Source organism: Rheinheimera maricola, from assembly GCF_016918075.2.
In the GTDB taxonomy this organism is placed as follows: domain Bacteria; phylum Pseudomonadota; class Gammaproteobacteria; order Enterobacterales; family Alteromonadaceae; genus Alishewanella; species Alishewanella maricola_A.
In genome coordinates this window covers 177,438-195,850 of record NZ_JAERPS020000006.1, presented here as the reverse complement: position 1 = coordinate 195,850, position 18,413 = coordinate 177,438, and the positions used below count along the sequence as shown (strand labels likewise).

Here is an 18,413-nt window from a genome sequence, read left to right as displayed (position 1 = left end):
CGCGGATCACCTTAGGTAATGCCGTCTTTATCGGTCAGGTTAGCTACCGATAACTGGGCTTTTAACTGCTGCGTAATATCCAGTTGCACACCTAAATTTGCTAAATTGGTGCACCGTTAAGCTGAATAGTTAAAAACGGCGCATCACCGGTGCTGGGAAAGCCGCGCACAAACACATTGGCGCCGGCAACACCGCCCGAGCTTTCTGCCCAGACGCCAGGCACTACAGTATATAACTCAGCGGTGCTTTTCGGTGCCAAGCGGCCAATATTTTCGGCCGACACATTGGTAATGGCGTAACTGGTGTCTACTTTAAAGCCGGACATACCGCTGGCTTTACCGGTAACAACAATTTGTTCTATGCCACCTTGGCTTTCGGTGTCAGTTGTGGTGTCAGCACTGGTTTGGGCGAAAAGGGGCATACTGCAAAGCAGTGCCAGTGCGGCGCTGATTTTATTGAGTCGGGCTACCATCTGTTGTTCTCCTGCTATCCTGTCGATTATAAAGCCGGCGGTTATTAATGGGTGTTTTTTACCCTGTTTTACTCGCTTCGGTGCCGGGCGGATTTAAACATAGGTGATATTGCAATCGATTGCAATAGCGTAAATGCTGTTTTTTCATACGATTGCAAAAGAATTTTGCGCTTTAATTGTGCAGTGTGGCTAACAGTGTCGTTGCGACCCCGTGCCCATTAAGGCATTATCGCCCTTACTGTGAGTAAAAACCTGAGTAAAAGTAGCTATCGTGGGAATAAAACCGGCAAAAACCCTGACTTTATCTGATATTGCCCGCTTAGCTGGGGTGTCAGAGTCGACTGCGTCGCGTGCACTGCGCGATAACCCGGTCATTAACGCGCAAACACGGCAGAAAGTGCAGCAAATTGCTGCCGAACACCAGTTTAAAGTGAATGCCACCGCGCGCAGCTTGCGCACCCAAAAAAGCTACACTATAGCGGTCATTATTCTGTTCGATGCTAAAACTCAGCAGGCGATTACTGACCCGTTTTTACTGGATATTCTTGGCGTAATAGCCGATGAGCTCACCCGGCAGGGTTATGACATGTTACTCAGCACCAGTAAAACCACCGATAAAGACTGGCGCAGTTACTATTTTGATTCCAAACGCGCCGACGGCCTGATTGTTATCGGTCAGGGCGAGCATGATGAACGGGTTGAACAGTTAAGTAGTGCCGGTGTGCCTTTTGTGGTGTGGGGCGCCGCCACAGGCAATGAGAGCTTCCCGGTTATTGGCAGCGACAACCGCCAGGGCGCGCAATTAGCAGTGGCGCATTTAATTGCCCAAGGCTGCAAGCGAGTAGCGTTTCTAGGCGACATTCGTCATACCGAAATTGAAATGCGTTATCTGGGCTACCTGGATGCGCTGCAAGCAGCGGGCATTAACGTCGAGCCGGCACTGCAGTTAAATACCGATTTTACTGCTCAGGCGGGTTATTTGCAGACGCAGCAGACGTTATTTAGTCAGCTTGGCAGCCTGGACGGAATTTTTGCCGCCAGTGATGCCATTGCTATGGGCACGATGAAAGCCTTGCTGGAGCACGGCATTAAGGTGCCGCAGCAGGTGGCGCTGGTGGGCTTTGATGATATTGCTATGTCGGCCTACTGCACACCGTCACTGACCACGGTAAAACAGGACACCCATGCTGGCGGTAAATTACTGGTAGCACAACTGCTTAGCCGGATTAACGGCGGCAAAGCCGCATCACAGTTGCTGCCGGTAAAGTTAATTGAACGCCAGTCGAGCTTACGAAAACACTGAGGCGGCTGGTTTGGCTAAACTTTTTCGTGGCTTGCGTTTATTAGACGCCGAGCCCGCTTACGGAGCAATGTGCTTGTCCTCACTGACTGTGATGCCAGATGGGGCGACACAGAGTGTCTGAGCCCTGCCGTAGGCAAAAGGGCGAGTTGCTGGGGCGAGCCCAGCGGGTATTGCAGTCTGTGCGTTGCCACCGGAGTAAAAAATTTATACCGACTAACCGCTAACGCTGGCGCTTTTACTGGCTGACGCCAGGCCGATTTTTATACCGTGTTGCTTTAAATCCGCAAATAAGGCTGCCACACCAGGATAGAGGTTAGCCGGTGTAATATGATCGATAAGTTCAAGATAATGCGTGTTTTTTTGCTGCATTAGCCGGTTTTCCTCTGCACTACTTAGCGTTAAGCCGCCCTTTTGCAAAATCCAGCGTAGTGAGCCCAAACGGTCGACGCCTTTATTGAGCAAGGTATAGGCAGTTGGTTGCCAACCTTTAACAATGAAGTATTGCAGCTTCCGAACCAGCTGAGTGTGCAGCTAACCAGTATTTTTGCCGCCAGTCTGGCAATGGGGCGCATATTGGCCGGGGTTGTGTAAAAAAAAATATCCTGGTATTGGCTGCTGAACAGCTGTCTGTTGGCGATGGCATTGCTGATATTGCTAACACTGCCGGTTAACGCGGGATATTATGCCGAACGCCGCTGTTAACCTGTTTACTGCGCCGCTGGCGGCATATGTGTTTCCGTTAATTGGCTTGTTTATGGCACCGATATACCCGGTAATTAACTCGGTTATGTTAAGCGCACTGCCTAAAATGCAGCATGCGCCAATGACCGGGCTGATCGTGGTATTTTCTGCACTGGGCGGCACCATTGGCTCTATGGTTCTCGGCTATACCTTTGCCAGTTTTGATGGCCAGACTGCATTTCACTTAAGCTTATTGCCGCTGAGTCTGTTGCTGCTGTCGGTGGGGTTATTTCACCGTCAGAGTAATAGCGTAAAGCCTGAATCGGCGGACAGTTAATAATTTGCTATTGCATCCTCAGCTGACTGCCGAGCGAGTAGCCGTGTAGAACAGTTTGTTTTGGTGTGACAATCCGGCTGACCGAAAAATACAGGGCATTGTTATCTGTCAGCCTGATGGCTTGTTCAGAGGCATAAAAGTGCACTCCTGCTGCATCTACTTTACTGTTGCGGCTATGCAGCGCCGTAGTGCCGTGCAAATCGACATTGGTAAGCGTAACTGCCGCATTGCGCAATGTTAGCGCAGTTTCGCTACTAAATAACCGCACATCCTGCATGTTGACCACCGCATTTTCCAGATACACCGACTCAGCCGTCAGTTGCTGCAGATTGATATAACGACAACCAATAATACGAACCTGCCTGTAGTGACCGCGGTAATCCTGATTGCGTTGGTTGTTGCAGAGTAAATCCTGCGCGCTGGCAACAAACTCAGGTAACACCGCTTTTTCTGGTGCTTGTTGCAACGCCTGTTTCAGCACCGCTAAAAGTTGTTCTGGTGTATCAGCCATTGGCACATGGCCGGCACCGGCAATAACATGTAACTGGGCATTTTGCATCCTGCTTGCCAGCAATTGCCCGGTACGCAGCGGCGTCACGCTATCTTGCTGACCCCAGATAATGTGCGTGGGTACACTAACACTGGCTAAGGCATCACTAAAATCTTCGTATATTAACCCCAATGCCGCATTCAGATTAGTTCGGTCGCGGTATAAATAACGTTGGGCCAGTGGCTGGCTTAGCAGTAACTGGGCCGGATCGGGTAAGTGGTCCAGCCCGGTTAAGACTTTAGCGGTTACTCTGTCGGCAAAGCGGTTAAATTTACCCAGCGCCGCGTTAAACAGCGATTTAGCTGGGCCAAGTTGCTCCATCCATTGGTATGATTCAGGTAGCTGGGCCAAATGCCGGACAAAAATAGTACGCTGTAAAATACCGGCAGTATCAAGCATTATCAGCTTACTGACCTGTTGTGGATAATCAGCGGCATAACGCAAACTAATGGCGCCCCCCATGGAATGGCCGGCAACAATTACCGGTTGGTTGCTAAATTGCTTAACCACCCAATGCACCAATTCGGCATAGCGTGCCGGTGACAGCTGTGCAATGGTTTTATCAGATTGACCAAAGCCAGGTAAATCTATACTGATGACATGATACTGTGTTTCAAAGGCACTGATTACCGGCAGCCAATCCAGCATACCGTTTACACCCAAGCCATGGATCAGCAACAATACCGGTGCGGCGCTGTCTCCAGCCTGCACTACGCTGATATTACCGTTGTAAAAGGGTTCCTGTAATGTAGTGTGCCGCCAGTGCTGTGGCAGTTCTGCCGCAACACTATGCTCTTCGTTGGCATGGGTTGGCATAGCACTAAGCACCGCCATGGCTACAATCAACAACAACAAGTAAGGTCCGACAGTAATGCGTTTTGCAGTCAGGTTCATAACGTTATTTAATTAACATAAGTTTAAAAATGGCGAGGAACGCGTATACTAGCACGCTTTTTCGTAACTTCAGAACGTCGTCAAACCATGATAAACCACTGGATTATGCTGGGCTGGCTTAAAGATGCCACTGCTGCCAGCTTAGAATTAACAGCGCAGGCGGGGAAAGCTGCGCTAGTTGAGTACAGCGAAGCGATGCTCAGATTGCTTGGCCGCAACTGATAACAGGCGCTGGCAACGGCCGGTTTAATTCAGCGTAGCTACTGAACGTGGCGCTTGACTGTGCTACACTTGCGCGCTTATTTAAGCGGTTAACTCTTACCTGATGCATCAATTGAATTCATTAGAAAAACGCGCTGCGCTGGCTTTGGCGTTGGTGTTTTCCAGCCGCATGCTGGGGCTGTTTATGCTGCTGCCGGTGTTTGCGCTGTATGGCGCTGAGCTGGCGGGCTTTTCGCCGCTATGGATTGGCCTGGCTATCGGTGCTTATGGCTTAACCCAGGCTATTTTACAAATTCCTCTGGGCTGGTTATCTGACCGTATTGGCCGCCGCCCGGTGATGCTGGGGGGCTTGGCCTTATTTGCGCTCGGCTCAGTAGTGGCCGCGTTGGCCGATTCAGTTTATCTGGTTACTTTAGGTCGTATTTTACAAGGTGCCGGCGCTATTGCCGGGGCAATTCTGGCTTTTGCTGCTGACGTTACTCGTGAAGAGCAGCGGCCCAAAGTAATGGCGATTATTGGCGCCAGTATCGGCTTAAGTTTTGCCGCAGCTATGGTACTGGGACCCTTGTTGGCAAAATGGGGCGGGCTTAGCGGCGTATTTTGGTTTACCGCCTTGCTGGCCTGCTGCGCTATGTTACTGGTAGCGTTTTTATTACCCAACAGCGTAAATAAAGCGCCGATGGCGGAAACGCTGGCACTGCCAGAAAGCCTGGGCGCCATGCTAAAACACCGCCAGTTGCTGCAGTTAGATTTTGGTGTATTGCTGCTACATTTAATGCTGACCGCCATGTTTGTCGTGCTGCCGTCTTTGCTGCAGCATTATGGCCTGGTGTCTACTCAACATTGGCAATTTTACCTGCCGCTGCTGCTGGGCTCTTTTGTGTTAATGATCCCAATGATGCTTATCGCTATGCGTAAAGCACAGGAAAAAGGCTTTTTTCTGCTGGCTATTGCGCTGTTAAGCGCTGCCATGCTGCTGGCGGCGCTGCAACCGGGCTTTTGGCCGTTGACCGGCGCATTATTACTGTTTTTCATCGGCTTTAACTTTCTTGAAGCCAGCCTGCCGGCACTGGTATCGCGCATAGCACCGGCCGGCCAGCGCGGTAGTGCTATGGGGATTTATTCCAGCAGTCAGTTTTTTGGTGCCTTTTTAGGTGGCGTATTGGGCGGTACCCTGCTGCAACATTTTAGCTACCAAGCATTGTTTGCTGCATTGGCCGTTATTGGTTTAATATGGCTGGCAGTAGCCAGCACCCTGCTGCTGCCACCACGCGCTCAGCGTTTATCACTGCGGTTATCGGTTTCTAACACCGAACAAGCCAACACTCTGGCGGCTCAGCTCACCGCGCTGCAAGGGGTGCAGGAAGTAACTATTGTTCTGGCAGAAAAGCGCTGTTATCTGAAAGTCAGTTCAGCACAATTTGACACAGCGCAGGCGCAGGCGGTAATTACCGCAGCCGGGGCTTAACATTTTTTAGGAGAATTCGCATGGCGCGTGGCATTAATAAAGTAATCTTAATTGGTAACCTGGGTACCGACCCGGAAGTGCGCTATATGCCGCAAGGCGGTGCAGTGGCTAACTTAACGGTGGCCACCTCTGAAAGCTGGACCGACAAGGCCAGCAACGAAAAAAAAGAGCAAACCGAATGGCACCGTGTGGTGATATACCAGCGTTTAGCCGAAATAGCTGGCGAATACCTACGTAAAGGCAGCAAAGTATATATTGAAGGTAAGCTGAAAACCCGCAAGTGGACCGATAAAGACGGCGTCGAACGCTACACCACAGAAATCGTCGCTAACGAACTGCAAATGTTAGATGGCCGCGGTGATGGCCAGCAGCAAGGCGGTGGTATGGGCGGCGGCCAGCAGGGCGGTTACCAAAAGCCAGCCCAGCAACAGGGTGGTTACCAACAGCCACAGCAACAAACAGCGCCAGCTTATCAGCAGCCACAACAAGGCGGGTACCAGCAAGCAGCACCACAGCAAGGCGGTTACCAAAAACCAGCCCAGCCACAGGGGGGGTATCAGCAACCGGCGCAGCAGCAACGTGCACCAATGGAACCGCCAATCGATTTCGACGACGATATTCCGTTCTGACTCACCACTTCTTAAAATGTAAAGACGTTTTAAGAAGAAGGCCAAAGAAGCCTCTTTAATTAGAGGCTTATATTGAAAATCCAAGCTATTCAGCTTTTGGGTGAATTTTGTTTATGAATTGGGGATTTAAACCACTGTAAAATGTAAAGTCAAATACCAAGTCGTCGATAGCAGCCTACATACGTCTACTCTTAAAACAAGCCCCTTCATTTTCACACACAATAAAACCAATCTTCTGCGCTGGTAATCACGCTCTGTGGCATTTCCATTGCTACAAAGCGTTTAGCCATAACATTCAGTACAAATACCCCAATGTAAATAAAACATTATAAGCTTGTGCGTAATGTTTTTTTGTGGTTTATTATTTTCCGCAAATAATTTATTTTGTTTGATTTTTGAATAAAATATGACAGCTCTCAACTGATGGGTGTTAATGAGTTATGGACATGGAAATACTGCAGTGTTTGGTCGGTTCGATTGAAAAGGCTGAAAATGTGATCGATTTAGATGCAAAGTTTTTACAGTTATGCGAATTGTGCGATCTGGAACACTACCTGTTTGCCACTGTCAGCGCCGTGTCCCTCAGTGCCCCAAAAATATTTGTCCTGTCGAATTATCCGACCGAGTGGTACAAAGTTTATTTTGAAAAAGACATGAAAAAGCATGATCCGGTTGTGCGTTATTGTTTTGAAAACTCCGCACCGATTATGTGGAGTACACTGATGGACAATCAGAAGTACTGCGGCCCGCAAGGGATGGAATTAATGAACGCAGCCAAAGAGTTCGGATTATCCGATGGGCTGTCGGTACCGGTTAAAGCACCGAGCGGTGAAATTTGCATCTTCAGTTTATCTTCCAGCCGGCCAGAGAATTTGCGAAAAAGGTTGTTAGATGCCTTACCCTATGCCCAGTACTTTGGTCTTTCAGCTTTTGAAGCTTGTTTGCGCCTGAATATTGAAAGTCACCCAATGAAAGCTTTGACGCCAAAAGAGCAAGAAAGCTTGTTTTGGGCCTGTGAAGGGAAAACAGCCTGGGAAATAGCACAGATCATGGGTGTAACTGAACGTACTGCAAATTTTCACCTATCCAGTGTGACGGAAAAGTTAGGGGCAGTGAATCGGCAACATGCCGTAGCTAAAGCAATTATTCATGGTTTGATCAAAGCCCGTCCGAATTAAATCGTTGTTTTACCGTTCTTTGACCAGCATAGCTTCAGCTATTATTTATCCTGTATTCTGGGGCTGTGATGGCGTCGGTTTTGTTACGGCGCAATACCAGCCGCAGACATTTGCCGATGGCATCGCTGGTAATAATCGACCATAGATCAAATGGAATAGTCCACTGCTGCAGCTGCACATCGGCTGGCTCGGCCGATATAAGTCCCAAGTGATGCACGATTTCATCACATTTTCCGGCACAAACCAGTTGCTGCAGGAACTCAATATCGCACAAGATCACCGCACTGGTGCGTTTTTCCATAGCGCAATACCGCAGTATGGATTCCAGTCGAGCCAAAGAGTCAACTTCACAAATCAGCTGGTCGGCTTCTGAGAAATTCTTTTTGTCGAGACACTCCAGAATGTCTTTTTGGCTGGCGGTGTACAGAATTACGCTGGATTGGTTAGCGAGTTCTCTGATGTAGGCGCTAAAACCAAATTCATTTTTAAATTCAATCAGCTTCAATGGTGCACCGTGCAGGTTGGCAGTAGAAATACTGGTCAACCATGGCAAACCGTTTAACAGCACTTTATTCGGCCCGGCACTGAGCATTTCAGTGAGCTGGGTATGTGGCAAGTTATAGACCCTCCCTTTCCAGGTTGACAGCCATTGTTGCCAGGGCGTGTCACGTTGCACATCAGAACAAAAACCAATAGTGATGGTCTTGCATTCGCTGGACGCCAATGCCTGAATGAGTCTTTCCTGATCAATCATGGCGGTTACAGGATCAGATGTAAGCACTAAGTGCCTGAAAGTTGTAGAAAATCGTTCGACTGACATCGACAGCTTTAGTAGGTCGGCGCCAATAATCATACTGTTCGAATCAAGATATCGACCTTGTCCGTCAAGCAGAACCCAACCAAATCCAGATCGGGGTGACTTCTTCAATGCTGCGGTCAGCGCGAAATTCATCGCTTCTTTGACCGCACGTTCGGTGTTGGTAATGTTCAAACTTCACTCCGGCTTGTTCTAGGCAACTACTGGTGGATCCATCCATGCTGGTGACGGTTTGTCAGGACAGGGCTGATGGCGATACAAATCCGGCTGCAGCTGCGAGCCGCACAGATATGCTATTCGACATCGAGTCATTGCCATTGGCAGACAGCTGCAATATCAACCGGTTTTGACCCACGCTACTGTTGTGCTTTAACTATGGCTAGCAATTTAGCAGAGTGGGGCAAGGCCGACACCTGTCACTAGTGACAGGTACCCAATAGCGTCACTCACCTTGATACTTTTGCAGCAACAGGAACAAGCATAACTACTGTCACCATCAGCTTACCCGCAGGTGGTGCGTGTGATATGGGCAAATAAATAACCTTGAGGGATCACGATGGTAGCAGGAAGGATGAAGTCTTTGGTTTTGGGCAAATAACGTTTTAGCAGCAAACGGGAGGCTATATCGGAGCGATGTAAATACGAGTTCGTAGCGGTTTAAAAAGTCTGGGTGAAGCCATGAGCCTAAGTCCGATAATACGATATAAGTGTGGAATTGCCGATGCTGGTTTTTGCTGTCCCCAGATAGCCACCATCCAACCGTAACTGCGCTGCAGGCCTTTAGAATGTACTTTTTTTAGACAAGCAGCCAACGGTAAATTCCGCTACCTGTCAGATGTTACACCTGCAGCATAATTCGAATTAACCATCTGAAAGTAAAGGATATTACCTGACCCCGTCAGATGTATCAGCTATGACAGTAACCGGTAAGAAAATAGTTTTGAACACGTCAACTCAACCAAGGCGTGCTCAAAATGAAAAATGTAATCTTCTTCCAGGAAAATGCAGTAAACCACAACCCACAAATTTTAGATCAAGTGTTTCAATTGCGGCACGATACGTTTATTAAACGCCTTGGCTGGGAAATTACTTCAAATCAAGGACGTGAACGGGATCAGTTTGATGACCTGCAGCCATACCACATAGCGGTGAATAGCACTGATGACCAACAAGTCCTCGGCTGCTGGCGCGCTCTGCCTTCACAAGGCGACTACATGCTCAAGGATATTTTCCCACAACTGTTACAAGGCGAAAAAGCACCGGTGGAAGAGAATATCTGGGAAATCAGCCGCTTTGCCGTCAACAAAGACAAACGCAATACCGATGATGGTTACTTCGCTGACACCACCATTGAGTTAATCCGCTCGTTTTACGATTTTGCTAAACAGCATGGCATTACCAGCTACGTCACCGTCACTACCGTGGCCTGCGAGCGAATTTTACGCCAGTTGGGCGTGACGATGCGCCGGATGGGTGATGGTAAAGCACTACAAATTGGTGTTGAACGTTCAGTCGCTCTGCAAATTGAAGTTAACGAAAACCTGTGTATTGTAAAACATTGATGGTCTTGCCGGCCGCTGTGGCCGGCGATCTTGCTGCCTAGCGGTCCCGAATCTCTCATACAGTCGCTGTGCTGCTGTCGTTTGTTGCAGCTTTAGTCACAGTCCATTGCATTGACGCCCTCTTTGCGCTTTGCAACACCTTATCCGCCCCGGACACCGACCCTTGGTGTAATAGGTTTAGCGTGTCAGGGGTTACCTGCTGAAAATCACAACTGTGCTCTGACAAAGGGCTACATAAGGTGATCCTAAAATCGTTCGCCACCGCCAGGGAAAAAAACTGCTGCCCGGCAAAGTTAAAACTGCAGCGGTCTTTGCATACTGCAGGCGGTAGCACAAATTCACGCCTCGCCTTAAATATTGAACTGTCCTGAAACTTCACCAGACTTTCCAGCGTCGTCCAGTACAACGTTAGTCGATCCAGCGCCAGCGCGGCATTTGCAGTGGAAGCAATATCTGCGGCTGCTTGGTCATTAATATATTGGCCGGCCAGCGGCAGCACTTTTTGCAACTTAAGCTGATCCTCAACATCGATGCCAAGAGTACAGTCGGCAATGGCGACCGCCAGCGCTTTACCAGAATGGGAAATGTTCAGTTGTAATTCGGTTTCGTCCACAATATAGGGTTTACCGTTTTTACTGGCAGCCAGGTGAATGTCGCTGGCGGCTCGGCCCAGCCTGCTGGCGAGCGCAGTTTTTAGTAATAATCGGGCAAGTAAAAACGTGCGCTTTGGCTGTAGTCGGGTAAACCGGTGATAACGGCTCAGTTCACTAGCATTCAGGCAAGCAAACGCCTCAGCTTGCCAGTCATCTTGTAAAAAATGCCGATGTTCACAAAAATAAACCTGAATGTGCGGCTTCATTGGGCACTCCAAGGAGATTCCTGCCACTGACCGACTGGTGATCCGGTTTGAGATTGATGTTGCCTATGGCCAATGCTATCGCTTTGCCACAGTGATGTATCACACCGGATCATGACAGGCAATATCCGGTCTGTTGCTGTGCCGGAAGCTGCCCTTGCTGCCGTGGGCTGCGGTCAATCAGCATGATCGGTTGTCTCGGCTTGATGCGATTGGCAATAAACCGCTCGTGCAGGATTTGTGATCCCAGAATGACCCCCATCGTTGATTGGATCTTTTTCAACATCGGTGAAGCTGGAGGCAGGTTTTGCCAAAGTTGTTGCATCGTTGCGACATACTTGGGATTAAAAATACCTGCTGCCGCAATCTGCTGTGGCGACAGATAATGCTGAAACAGTGCTTGTCCGCGTTTGCTTTGCTGCGACAATGCATACCAGTCATCAGCCGAAAATGGATGTTTGTGCTGTTGATACATAAAAGGCGGCAAATCTTTTTTAAAGGCTTCGTGTAGTAAATATTTCTCGCGCAATGTATCCATTTTTAATAAATAGGATTGCGGCAACCGAGTGGCAAAATCCAGTAGATGGTTGTCCAGAAATGGTGTCCGGCATTCCAATGAATTTGCCATCTCAGCTCGATCGCCAAGCACCGGAATAATGTAGTCGGACAAGGTACTCAGAGATAACAACCGTGATGCATTCACTGGATCTAATTGCTGCATTTGCGCCAGCGGATAATTGGACTTTAACAACTGAAACGGCGTTGGTTGCCGGGAGTAGTCAATGAAATCCGGATGGTATAAGTTAGGCGCTACCATTTTACTTAGCTGTGTCACCACGGTTTGTTTAAAACTTGGAAAGCCGAAAATATGCTGATCGCTGCGCCAGTTATTACTTTTAGTCCAGCTCAGCTCCTGCGAGCGGTATTCATTTTCTTCAAATTGCTGAGTTAATTGCCGGCCAAGAACTTCCTGCTCACCGCCTGCAGCGAGCATGCGCCACAAAGCCTCTTGCTTAAAATATGCGTAACCGGCAAAAAACTCATCCGAACCTTCCCCAGTCAGGCACACTTTCACGCCATGTTGCCGGGCGAACTTTGACAACAGTTTTTTGCCGACATGACCCGGATTTGCAATCAACATTTCACTGTGAAAAATTGCGTCTTCCAAATGCTCCGCCAAATCGTCTTTGGTACAGGGCAGCGTATGCATTTCAACACCATAATGGGCGGCAATTTTTGCCGCCAGTGACGATTCATCGTATTCGCTGTTGACGTAACTGAGGTTGAAAGCTTTGAAACTAGAATGATGTCTCGCCATCATCGCGCAGGTTAGAGTTGAATCGATGCCGCCACTTAAATAGGTACCCACGGGGACGTCTGCAACTAACCGACGTGCTACGGCCTGGTCAAGCAACTGCTCTACCTGCTCCTGTGCCGTCGCAAATGAGATATCGTGATCGGTATTGTAGTTAGGTTGCCAATAGCAGTGTTCGGTGATGCCTTGTTGATCAATCAACAGCAGGTGGGCAGGTTTCAGCGACAGGATCTGACTGAATGCAGAAATTCCTTGCACCTGGAAGGCAAAGGGCGTACTTAAAAAATATGCCGGGTTCAAAGCGCGATCGATCCGATCTAACGCCAGGATCCCTTTTGCTTCCGAGCACAGGATCACTTCATGGGAATTGTGGTGATAATACAAGGGTTTAACACCGGTTCTATCCCGTGCGACCAGTAGTTTGTTTCGATGACCATCCCAAAGTACAAAAGCGAACTCGCCATTGAGCTGACTAACAAAATCCACGCCATATTCCTGGTACAAGCACAACAACACTTCGGTATCTGAAGTAGTCCGGAACTGATGACCTAATGCCCGCAGGTGTTGCCGGTGCAGCTCGGCATCATAAATTTCGCCGTTGTAGCTGATGCCAATCCGCTCGTCCCGGCTAAACATCGGCTGCTGACCATGAGCTAAATCGACAATACTTAACCGGACATGCGCCAGTCCCACTTTACCTTGCTCCACTATGGCATAACCCGCTTCGTCAGGCCCGCGGTGGGCTATGGTTGCTGACATGGTGGCTAAATCTGCCGGATCGACGGCTGCCTGCTGAAATTTATAAATTACGCTTAAACCACACATTAAGTGCCCTTATCCATCATGACATTACCGTTACGTGCTGCGTGTTTTTTTCCAGCACTCAGGTGAGCCGTTTTATGACCAGCCTCTAGCTTACAAGATCCAACCCTGCTGACAGCTGTCACATCTGACAGCAGTAATAAATGCTGCTGGAAATTATTATTTAGTTGTTGTGTGGAAATATTCATTGTTTTCGACGGAAAAATTATTCCATTTAGCGTCGGAATGCTTGATGAAAATGTTTTCTCTCTTAATTACTTGTTGGGTTTTTAATGCCGTTATCTGTCACATCTGACAGCAGGCAGTCAGTAAAAATTAAATTATTGTGTATGCATACCTTGCTGGAATGTTCTCAGTAAGGAAGTGGTCAAGCATATAACTTAGAGAATTAATTGTATGAGTACAGTGGATAACGTGAAAAATAGTGTCATTGAGTTGCTTCGGGCTACACGAAATGAATTGGTTACACCTGCATACATTTATTCTGTTGAGCAGGTTGGTTTGAATTATAAGGATTTGAAAGAAGCTTTGGGTACACCACTCGTTGTTTCAATAAAATCAAACCATTGTCCTGAGTTATTGTCCAGGGCTGCATATCACTTTGAAGATGGTTACGAAGTTGCTTCATTAGGTGAACTTCGGCTGCGCTCAGGTACTAAACAAAAGGTGTATATAAACACACCCGCGTATTCGAAAAAAATGGTAGAGGTTGCTTCTCGATACAATGCCACATTTATTGTCGACCACCTGGCTCAGTTAGATGTAATTGCTGAAGTAAAGCAAGAGCGTGATTTTAATAATGACGTGTTGTTGCGATTAAATTTTGATGCCGTTGTTAAAGGTGCCGCTGCATATCCTGATGATCACTTTGGTATGGATTTGCCCGCACTGCGCGCCGCAATTGCCAAAGTTATTGATATAGGTATCAAAGTTTCCGGACTGCATATCTTTGCCGGGTCCAATAATTTTCTGAAAAAGTCGCAGGCCTGCGTTGCCGCAGTGGAGGGACTTTATGATCTGGTCAGCGAAATGCTCGGCTACCCGCTAGCCGTAATTAATCTGGGCGGCGGTATTCCGGCAAATTGGCGCGAAAAGAATATTGATTTCAAATCATATCGCGACGCTTTATCCGGCCTGCAACAAAAAGCCACCGTCATTCATGAATCAGGTCGCGCAATCTTTGGAACAGCTGGTTACTTTTTGACTGAAGTTGTCAGTACAAAATCAATTAATGAAAAAAATATCATTGTCTGTGATGGCGGTATGGCGCAGAACTTTCTTCTTGCCAAAACCGAACATGTTATTCGTAAGTATGACACTCCCTTTGTTTTTAGTGATAAAGCTGGTGAAGCAAAAAACTATATTTTTGTAGGGTCTTCATGTAATCGCGATGACGTGATTGGTGAGGCAAAAAGCTGTAAAAATAATATTGATATAGGTGACAAGGTTTTATTTGAAAACTGTGGTGCCTATAACTCAATGTATACCGTCTCAAAGTTTTTGGCGTTGAAAGAATATAAAGAATATGTAATTTGAGATTGTTGTGAAACTTTAATTTTAATGAAGGTGGTAATTTAGCGTGAAGCTTGAAAATAGTATATACGAAGGGTTATCTCAGTATGGCGAGGTAGGACCTTACTTAAAACGTATTATCCGCAATGGTGTGATTTCAACTGTCGATACACAGATGATTATTGACCATGATGATTTCCATGCGATTGAACAAGGCAAGGTGCTTCCGTCGGAGCAACAAGCACCTTTTAATGAGATTGAACAAAATATTGAGAATCTGCTGGAAGGGTTTGCAGCTAAAGGTTTAGTGAATAACAACTTTCATGCACTAGTAACCAATTTTGGCAAATTGTTGTTTTCGTTTATTGCCAGCGATGCGCAAATTGGCGAAGTTGATTCCTGGCATCAGCAGGGGATAGCCCAGTTTGGCGGCTTTCTGATGGCTGATGGCGGCGGGCCTTCGATTCAGCAGTGGAATACCATTTTTACCAAAGATGGAGACATGCTGGAACTGGATGTTGACAAAGTGTGGATCATTGAAGGTCATCGCCTGGATTACGGGTCAATTTCAGCGGCTTCAACGCAAAAGCTCTATCCAAGTTCGGTGCTGGTGCCGCCGGAAGAATTTAAAAAATTAACCAAAACTGCCGTTGGGATGCCATTTCTGGATGGATCGCTGCAGCTTGGCAATGTCAGCGGTAAAGTCCGGGTGGCAAAGACCAATCTGCTTACCGGTGGCGGGCTGGCGTCAACGTCGGTCTTTTTGTCAAAGGTCCGGCCTCGTTTTGTCCGCGCGTTAATGGGTCATGTGCAATGGCTGCAGAACAACGAACGGATTGAGTTGTCGGTCGAGCAGCTCTTAGCTGTGCAGCAACTGGAAGCAATTGCGAGATGTTATTGCCACAGCCTGGTGGAACGTAAACCAAGTTTGCCGGTGGCGCTGGCAATTAAGTTTGTTTCCAATCGGATCCTGTTGGACTTAGTGATTTCCGGTGCTGTCAAACAACCCATGATCCAGCGGGATTTGATGGCATTTACCCGGATGGAAGGCAGTTCTTATCGTTGCCTGTTCGAAATCTACAGCAAAACGAAAGTACGCTAACATGAATAGCCTCCGGATTAACAGCATCAATATTGTCCAAAGTGGTTTCCTGAATGGATTGCCGCCGGCGGACTTTGTTGCGGCACTTAGCAGCAAGCTTATCGCGTTAACAGAGGCCGTTACATCAACCCGCCCGCAGACTGCGTTTTCGCACTATATCTGCAGTTCGACCCTCGACATTGTCTGTTCAGGCGCTTGGTTTGAGCCTGCCGAATTAAGTCAGGTTGTCGCCACCGGCACCGGTATCAGCTGCACCTATTCCAATGCGATGCAGTGTGCAACCTGGGGCTTTCTGGTTCGCCAGCACCTGCTGCACAAACCAGATGTCAAACATATCCTGCTCACCATTGTGGATGCTAATCCACTGCAAATGCGCTTTTGGGAAGACAATGTGTCCTGGGGTAAAACCAGTCACCGCATCACCCAAGTGCATCTGGAGTTGCCGGATCAACCTGTAACTCTGTTAACCGATGTTGAAGCGATTCGTATTGGTAAATGCAATCCAACCGTGATGCTGTACGAATATGCCGGAGAAATTCAGAAGGCCGCTTTACGTCACCCCGAGCGCACCATTGCGTTGTGCTTTTTTGAAGGAAAGATGCGTAAAGGGCTGAAAAGAACTTTAGCTGAGTTTTCCTACTTGCCTGATTTATATGATGAATATGGCCATGTGTGCGGTTCAGATCCATGGCTCTCCATCGCCAGAGACCCGCAGCGTCAGCAAGGTGAGTCCAAACACTACCAATTGTCGTCAATCGCATCGGAAGGTTATTTCTGCTTTTTGAATGCCAGCCTCAATGCGCAATCCCACATCCATATTGAAGAGTGCCAAGTGCTATGAATACTCAAGGATTTATTGGAAGTTTAGACATTCAGCGACGTAAGCCTGAAGTCCTGCCAGCATTACTGGGCAATGCCTTACTGGCAGAAGACGAGCTGCACATTGCTATGCAACTGCAGTTTGATGAACGGTTACCTATTGTGGTGTCGTTTTATGAGTACTACCGGTTTCTGGATCGTTTTGTCAGCACCGTGCTGACGCATGAACTAGCGCCTCGCATTCTGGTGCGGATCAAAATGCCGTCCACCATCCCGTTACCGGGCATCTTGCTCGATGCCAGGGTTGCTATCTTTCACGATCTTGAGGTTGAAAGTGCCGAGTTAACCGCACGTGGCCTCGATCACCTGTGCATTGACGCCAATTTCAAGCTGTATTCCTGGTCGGCTGGTGATAACAGTTTTGCCATTCGTTTTGTCAGCCCTCGCGGGTATCGTCTCGATAGTGCTGCGCTGCAGCAGATGCAGGATGTGATTGACACATTGCCGGCCAACTTTACCTGCGTCAGTTCGCAGCAACCCGAAGAGTGATATCCACATGTTAAAACTCAATCAAGTCAGCAAAGAATATCGGAACGGCCAGGTGCAGTCCGTCGCAGTCAACAACGTCAGTCTGCAGATTAACCGTGGCGAACTGGTTTGCCTGACCGGTAAAAGCGGCAGTGGCAAAAGTACTTTGCTCGGCATGCTGGGGCTGATTAACACCCCAAGTTCCGGCGAGATTTTGTTAAATGATCAGCATATTTCAAAGCTCAGTGATAGTGAACTGGCAAACATTCGCCGGCAGCACATCGGGATCATTTTCCAGCAGTTTAATTTACATCCGGCGTTAACCGCGCTCGAAAATGTAATGTACCCACTTTATTTACTGAAAGATCGGCAGGCCAAAGCAAAAGCACTTGCCGCACTGGCTGACGTGGGTATGGAGGAATTTGCCGAGCGAAAACCGAAGCAGATGTCCGGTGGACAAATGCAACGCGTGTCGATAGCCAGGGCTTTTGCTAAAAAGCCGGAGCTGATTATTGCCGACGAACCCACCGCAAACCTCGACAGCGAAAATACCGCTGTTGTGTATCAGCTGCTGCAAAAACTGAATCAGGACAAAGGGGTCACTGTGGTGATTGCAACCCACGATAGAAATTTTTCCAGTAGCGCCGTTCGGACTCTCGATATGCACGATGGCCAATTAATTCAATAACTTAAAGGAAATAAACATGTTTAGGAAATTCGGAATCGCGTTAGTTGTCCTCAGCCTGGCCGGCTGTGAACAACCGGTCAGCACCGCCAGCCATGCTGATCCTTTAATTGAAGGCGAGCTGGATCAGAAGTCGTACCTTAAAGCCGCCGTGGTCCAGGTCGCTGCCACCAACCAGCTGATGGCTGATTCGGCCCTGACGGAAGCACAACTGAATACGCAGATTTCCCAGCTGGAACAATTACTGACGTTAGCGGATCAGCTGACGCTGGATAAAGCGTTGTTGCAGGAAGCGGAGCTGATGTCGAGCCTCGGATCTTTATACGCCCGTAAAGCGCTGTTTTATACCAACAACGCGCAGCAGGCCGGATCGTTCAGTGCTAGGGGCTTTCGCTACCTCGACAAAGCGGTCAGCAAGTACCCGGATAATGTCACCGCCCGGCTAAACCGCGGCATTGTGTCAGCCAGAGTGCCGGAATTTATGAATAAAGCGGCGATTGCCCGTTCTGACCTGGAGTTTGTGCTGCAAAGCAGCGAATTCACCAAGTTCAATCCAGGCCTGCAGCAGAGCGTTAAACAGATGCTGGCAGAGGTCAGCTCGCGATTGGCAACGGATGTGTAGCAGTGTGCTCGCCGGTTGGCCGCTGCCATTCCCGCGAAC

At 48.3% G+C, this 18,413-nt stretch carries 19 protein-coding genes; 12 read left to right on the top strand and 7 right to left on the bottom strand.

Going from position 1 to position 18,413, the window contains the following annotated elements; all coding sequences use genetic code 11:
- Positions 1–100: 100 nt before the first annotated feature.
- Entirely contained in the window at positions 101–472 is a 372-nt protein-coding gene (locus I4W93_RS16410; RefSeq protein WP_224673509.1) for a TonB-dependent receptor plug domain-containing protein, read from the bottom strand.
- A gap of 271 nt (positions 473–743) precedes the next feature.
- Here I4W93_RS16410 and I4W93_RS16405 point away from each other — a divergent pair, with 271 nt between their 5' ends.
- Positions 744–1,775: a LacI family DNA-binding transcriptional regulator gene (locus I4W93_RS16405; protein WP_205311874.1), complete on the top strand. Its 1,032-nt coding sequence runs from the start codon at positions 744–746 to the stop codon at positions 1,773–1,775.
- Between the two features lie 213 nt (positions 1,776–1,988).
- Here the strand turns inward: I4W93_RS16405 and I4W93_RS16400 are convergent, their stop codons facing one another.
- A complete protein-coding gene (locus I4W93_RS16400; RefSeq protein WP_205311873.1) occupies positions 1,989–2,213 on the bottom strand; it encodes an HAD family hydrolase in 225 nt (74 codons plus the stop codon).
- Between the two features lie 244 nt (positions 2,214–2,457).
- Between I4W93_RS16400 and I4W93_RS16395 the strand changes: the two genes are divergently transcribed.
- Positions 2,458–2,793: a hypothetical protein gene (locus I4W93_RS16395; RefSeq protein WP_205311872.1), complete on the top strand. Its 336-nt coding sequence runs from the start codon at positions 2,458–2,460 to the stop codon at positions 2,791–2,793.
- A gap of 7 nt (positions 2,794–2,800) precedes the next feature.
- On the opposite strand, the gene I4W93_RS16390 is transcribed toward I4W93_RS16395, so the two are convergent.
- Positions 2,801–4,237, bottom strand: coding sequence for an alpha/beta fold hydrolase (locus I4W93_RS16390; protein ID WP_205311871.1), 1,437 nt, complete (start codon positions 4,235–4,237; stop codon positions 2,801–2,803).
- Between the two features lie 325 nt (positions 4,238–4,562).
- On the opposite strand from I4W93_RS16390, the gene I4W93_RS16385 reads away from it, so the two are divergent.
- The 3 genes from I4W93_RS16385 to I4W93_RS16375 all read left to right on the top strand — a co-directional run bounded on the left by I4W93_RS16385 (position 4,563) and on the right by I4W93_RS16375 (position 7,734).
- Positions 4,563–5,927, top strand: coding sequence for an MFS transporter (locus I4W93_RS16385; RefSeq protein WP_205311870.1), 1,365 nt, complete (start codon positions 4,563–4,565; stop codon positions 5,925–5,927).
- Positions 5,928–5,947: 20 nt separating this feature from the next.
- A complete protein-coding gene (ssb, locus tag I4W93_RS16380) occupies positions 5,948–6,556 on the top strand; it encodes a single-stranded DNA-binding protein (protein WP_205311869.1) in 609 nt (202 codons plus the stop codon).
- A gap of 446 nt (positions 6,557–7,002) precedes the next feature.
- The gene (locus I4W93_RS16375) at positions 7,003–7,734 is read left to right on the top strand and encodes a helix-turn-helix transcriptional regulator (RefSeq protein WP_205311868.1); all 732 of its coding nucleotides are present in this window, start codon (positions 7,003–7,005) and stop codon (positions 7,732–7,734) included.
- A 34-nt stretch (positions 7,735–7,768) separates the two neighbouring features.
- Here I4W93_RS16375 and I4W93_RS16370 read toward each other — a convergent pair whose 3' ends face one another.
- Positions 7,769–8,725 (bottom strand): hypothetical protein, encoded by a 957-nt coding sequence (locus I4W93_RS16370; RefSeq protein ID WP_205311867.1) that lies wholly within the window; start codon positions 8,723–8,725, stop codon positions 7,769–7,771.
- 800 nt (positions 8,726–9,525) lie between these two features.
- On the opposite strand from I4W93_RS16370, the gene I4W93_RS16365 reads away from it, so the two are divergent.
- Positions 9,526–10,113 (top strand): acyl-homoserine-lactone synthase, encoded by a 588-nt coding sequence (locus tag I4W93_RS16365; RefSeq protein ID WP_205311866.1) that lies wholly within the window; start codon positions 9,526–9,528, stop codon positions 10,111–10,113.
- 55 nt (positions 10,114–10,168) lie between these two features.
- Here the strand turns inward: I4W93_RS16365 and I4W93_RS16360 are convergent, their stop codons facing one another.
- From I4W93_RS16360 to I4W93_RS16350, 3 genes are all read right to left on the bottom strand, one after another.
- A complete protein-coding gene (locus I4W93_RS16360; protein WP_205311865.1) occupies positions 10,169–10,972 on the bottom strand; it encodes a 4'-phosphopantetheinyl transferase family protein in 804 nt (267 codons plus the stop codon).
- Between the two features lie 109 nt (positions 10,973–11,081).
- Entirely contained in the window at positions 11,082–13,109 is a 2,028-nt protein-coding gene (gene asnB / locus I4W93_RS16355) for an asparagine synthase (glutamine-hydrolyzing) (protein WP_205311864.1), read from the bottom strand.
- Positions 13,109–13,294 (bottom strand): hypothetical protein, encoded by a 186-nt coding sequence (locus I4W93_RS16350; RefSeq protein ID WP_224673507.1) that lies wholly within the window; start codon positions 13,292–13,294, stop codon positions 13,109–13,111. The genes asnB and I4W93_RS16350 overlap by 1 nt, the downstream gene beginning before the upstream one ends.
- A gap of 208 nt (positions 13,295–13,502) precedes the next feature.
- On the opposite strand from I4W93_RS16350, the gene I4W93_RS16345 reads away from it, so the two are divergent.
- The 6 genes from I4W93_RS16345 to I4W93_RS16320 are packed head-to-tail and all read left to right on the top strand — an operon-like array spanning position 13,503 to position 18,374.
- On the top strand, positions 13,503–14,642 hold the full coding sequence (locus I4W93_RS16345; protein WP_205311863.1) for a type III PLP-dependent enzyme domain-containing protein: 1,140 nt from the start codon (positions 13,503–13,505) through the stop codon (positions 14,640–14,642).
- 43 nt (positions 14,643–14,685) lie between these two features.
- Positions 14,686–15,720, top strand: a complete 1,035-nt coding sequence (locus I4W93_RS16340; RefSeq protein WP_205311862.1) for a hypothetical protein — start codon at positions 14,686–14,688, stop codon at positions 15,718–15,720.
- Position 15,721: 1 nt separating this feature from the next.
- Complete coding sequence (locus tag I4W93_RS16335) at positions 15,722–16,561, top strand: hypothetical protein (RefSeq protein WP_205311861.1); 840 nt, start codon at positions 15,722–15,724, stop codon at positions 16,559–16,561.
- Positions 16,558–17,088 (top strand): hypothetical protein, encoded by a 531-nt coding sequence (locus tag I4W93_RS16330; RefSeq protein WP_205311860.1) that lies wholly within the window; start codon positions 16,558–16,560, stop codon positions 17,086–17,088. The genes I4W93_RS16335 and I4W93_RS16330 overlap by 4 nt, the downstream gene beginning before the upstream one ends.
- Before the next feature lie 7 nt (positions 17,089–17,095).
- Entirely contained in the window at positions 17,096–17,755 is a 660-nt protein-coding gene (locus tag I4W93_RS16325; RefSeq protein WP_205311859.1) for an ABC transporter ATP-binding protein, read from the top strand.
- Positions 17,756–17,771: 16 nt separating this feature from the next.
- Positions 17,772–18,374, top strand: a complete 603-nt coding sequence (locus tag I4W93_RS16320; protein ID WP_205311858.1) for a hypothetical protein — start codon at positions 17,772–17,774, stop codon at positions 18,372–18,374.
- Positions 18,375–18,413 lie beyond the last annotated feature (39 nt).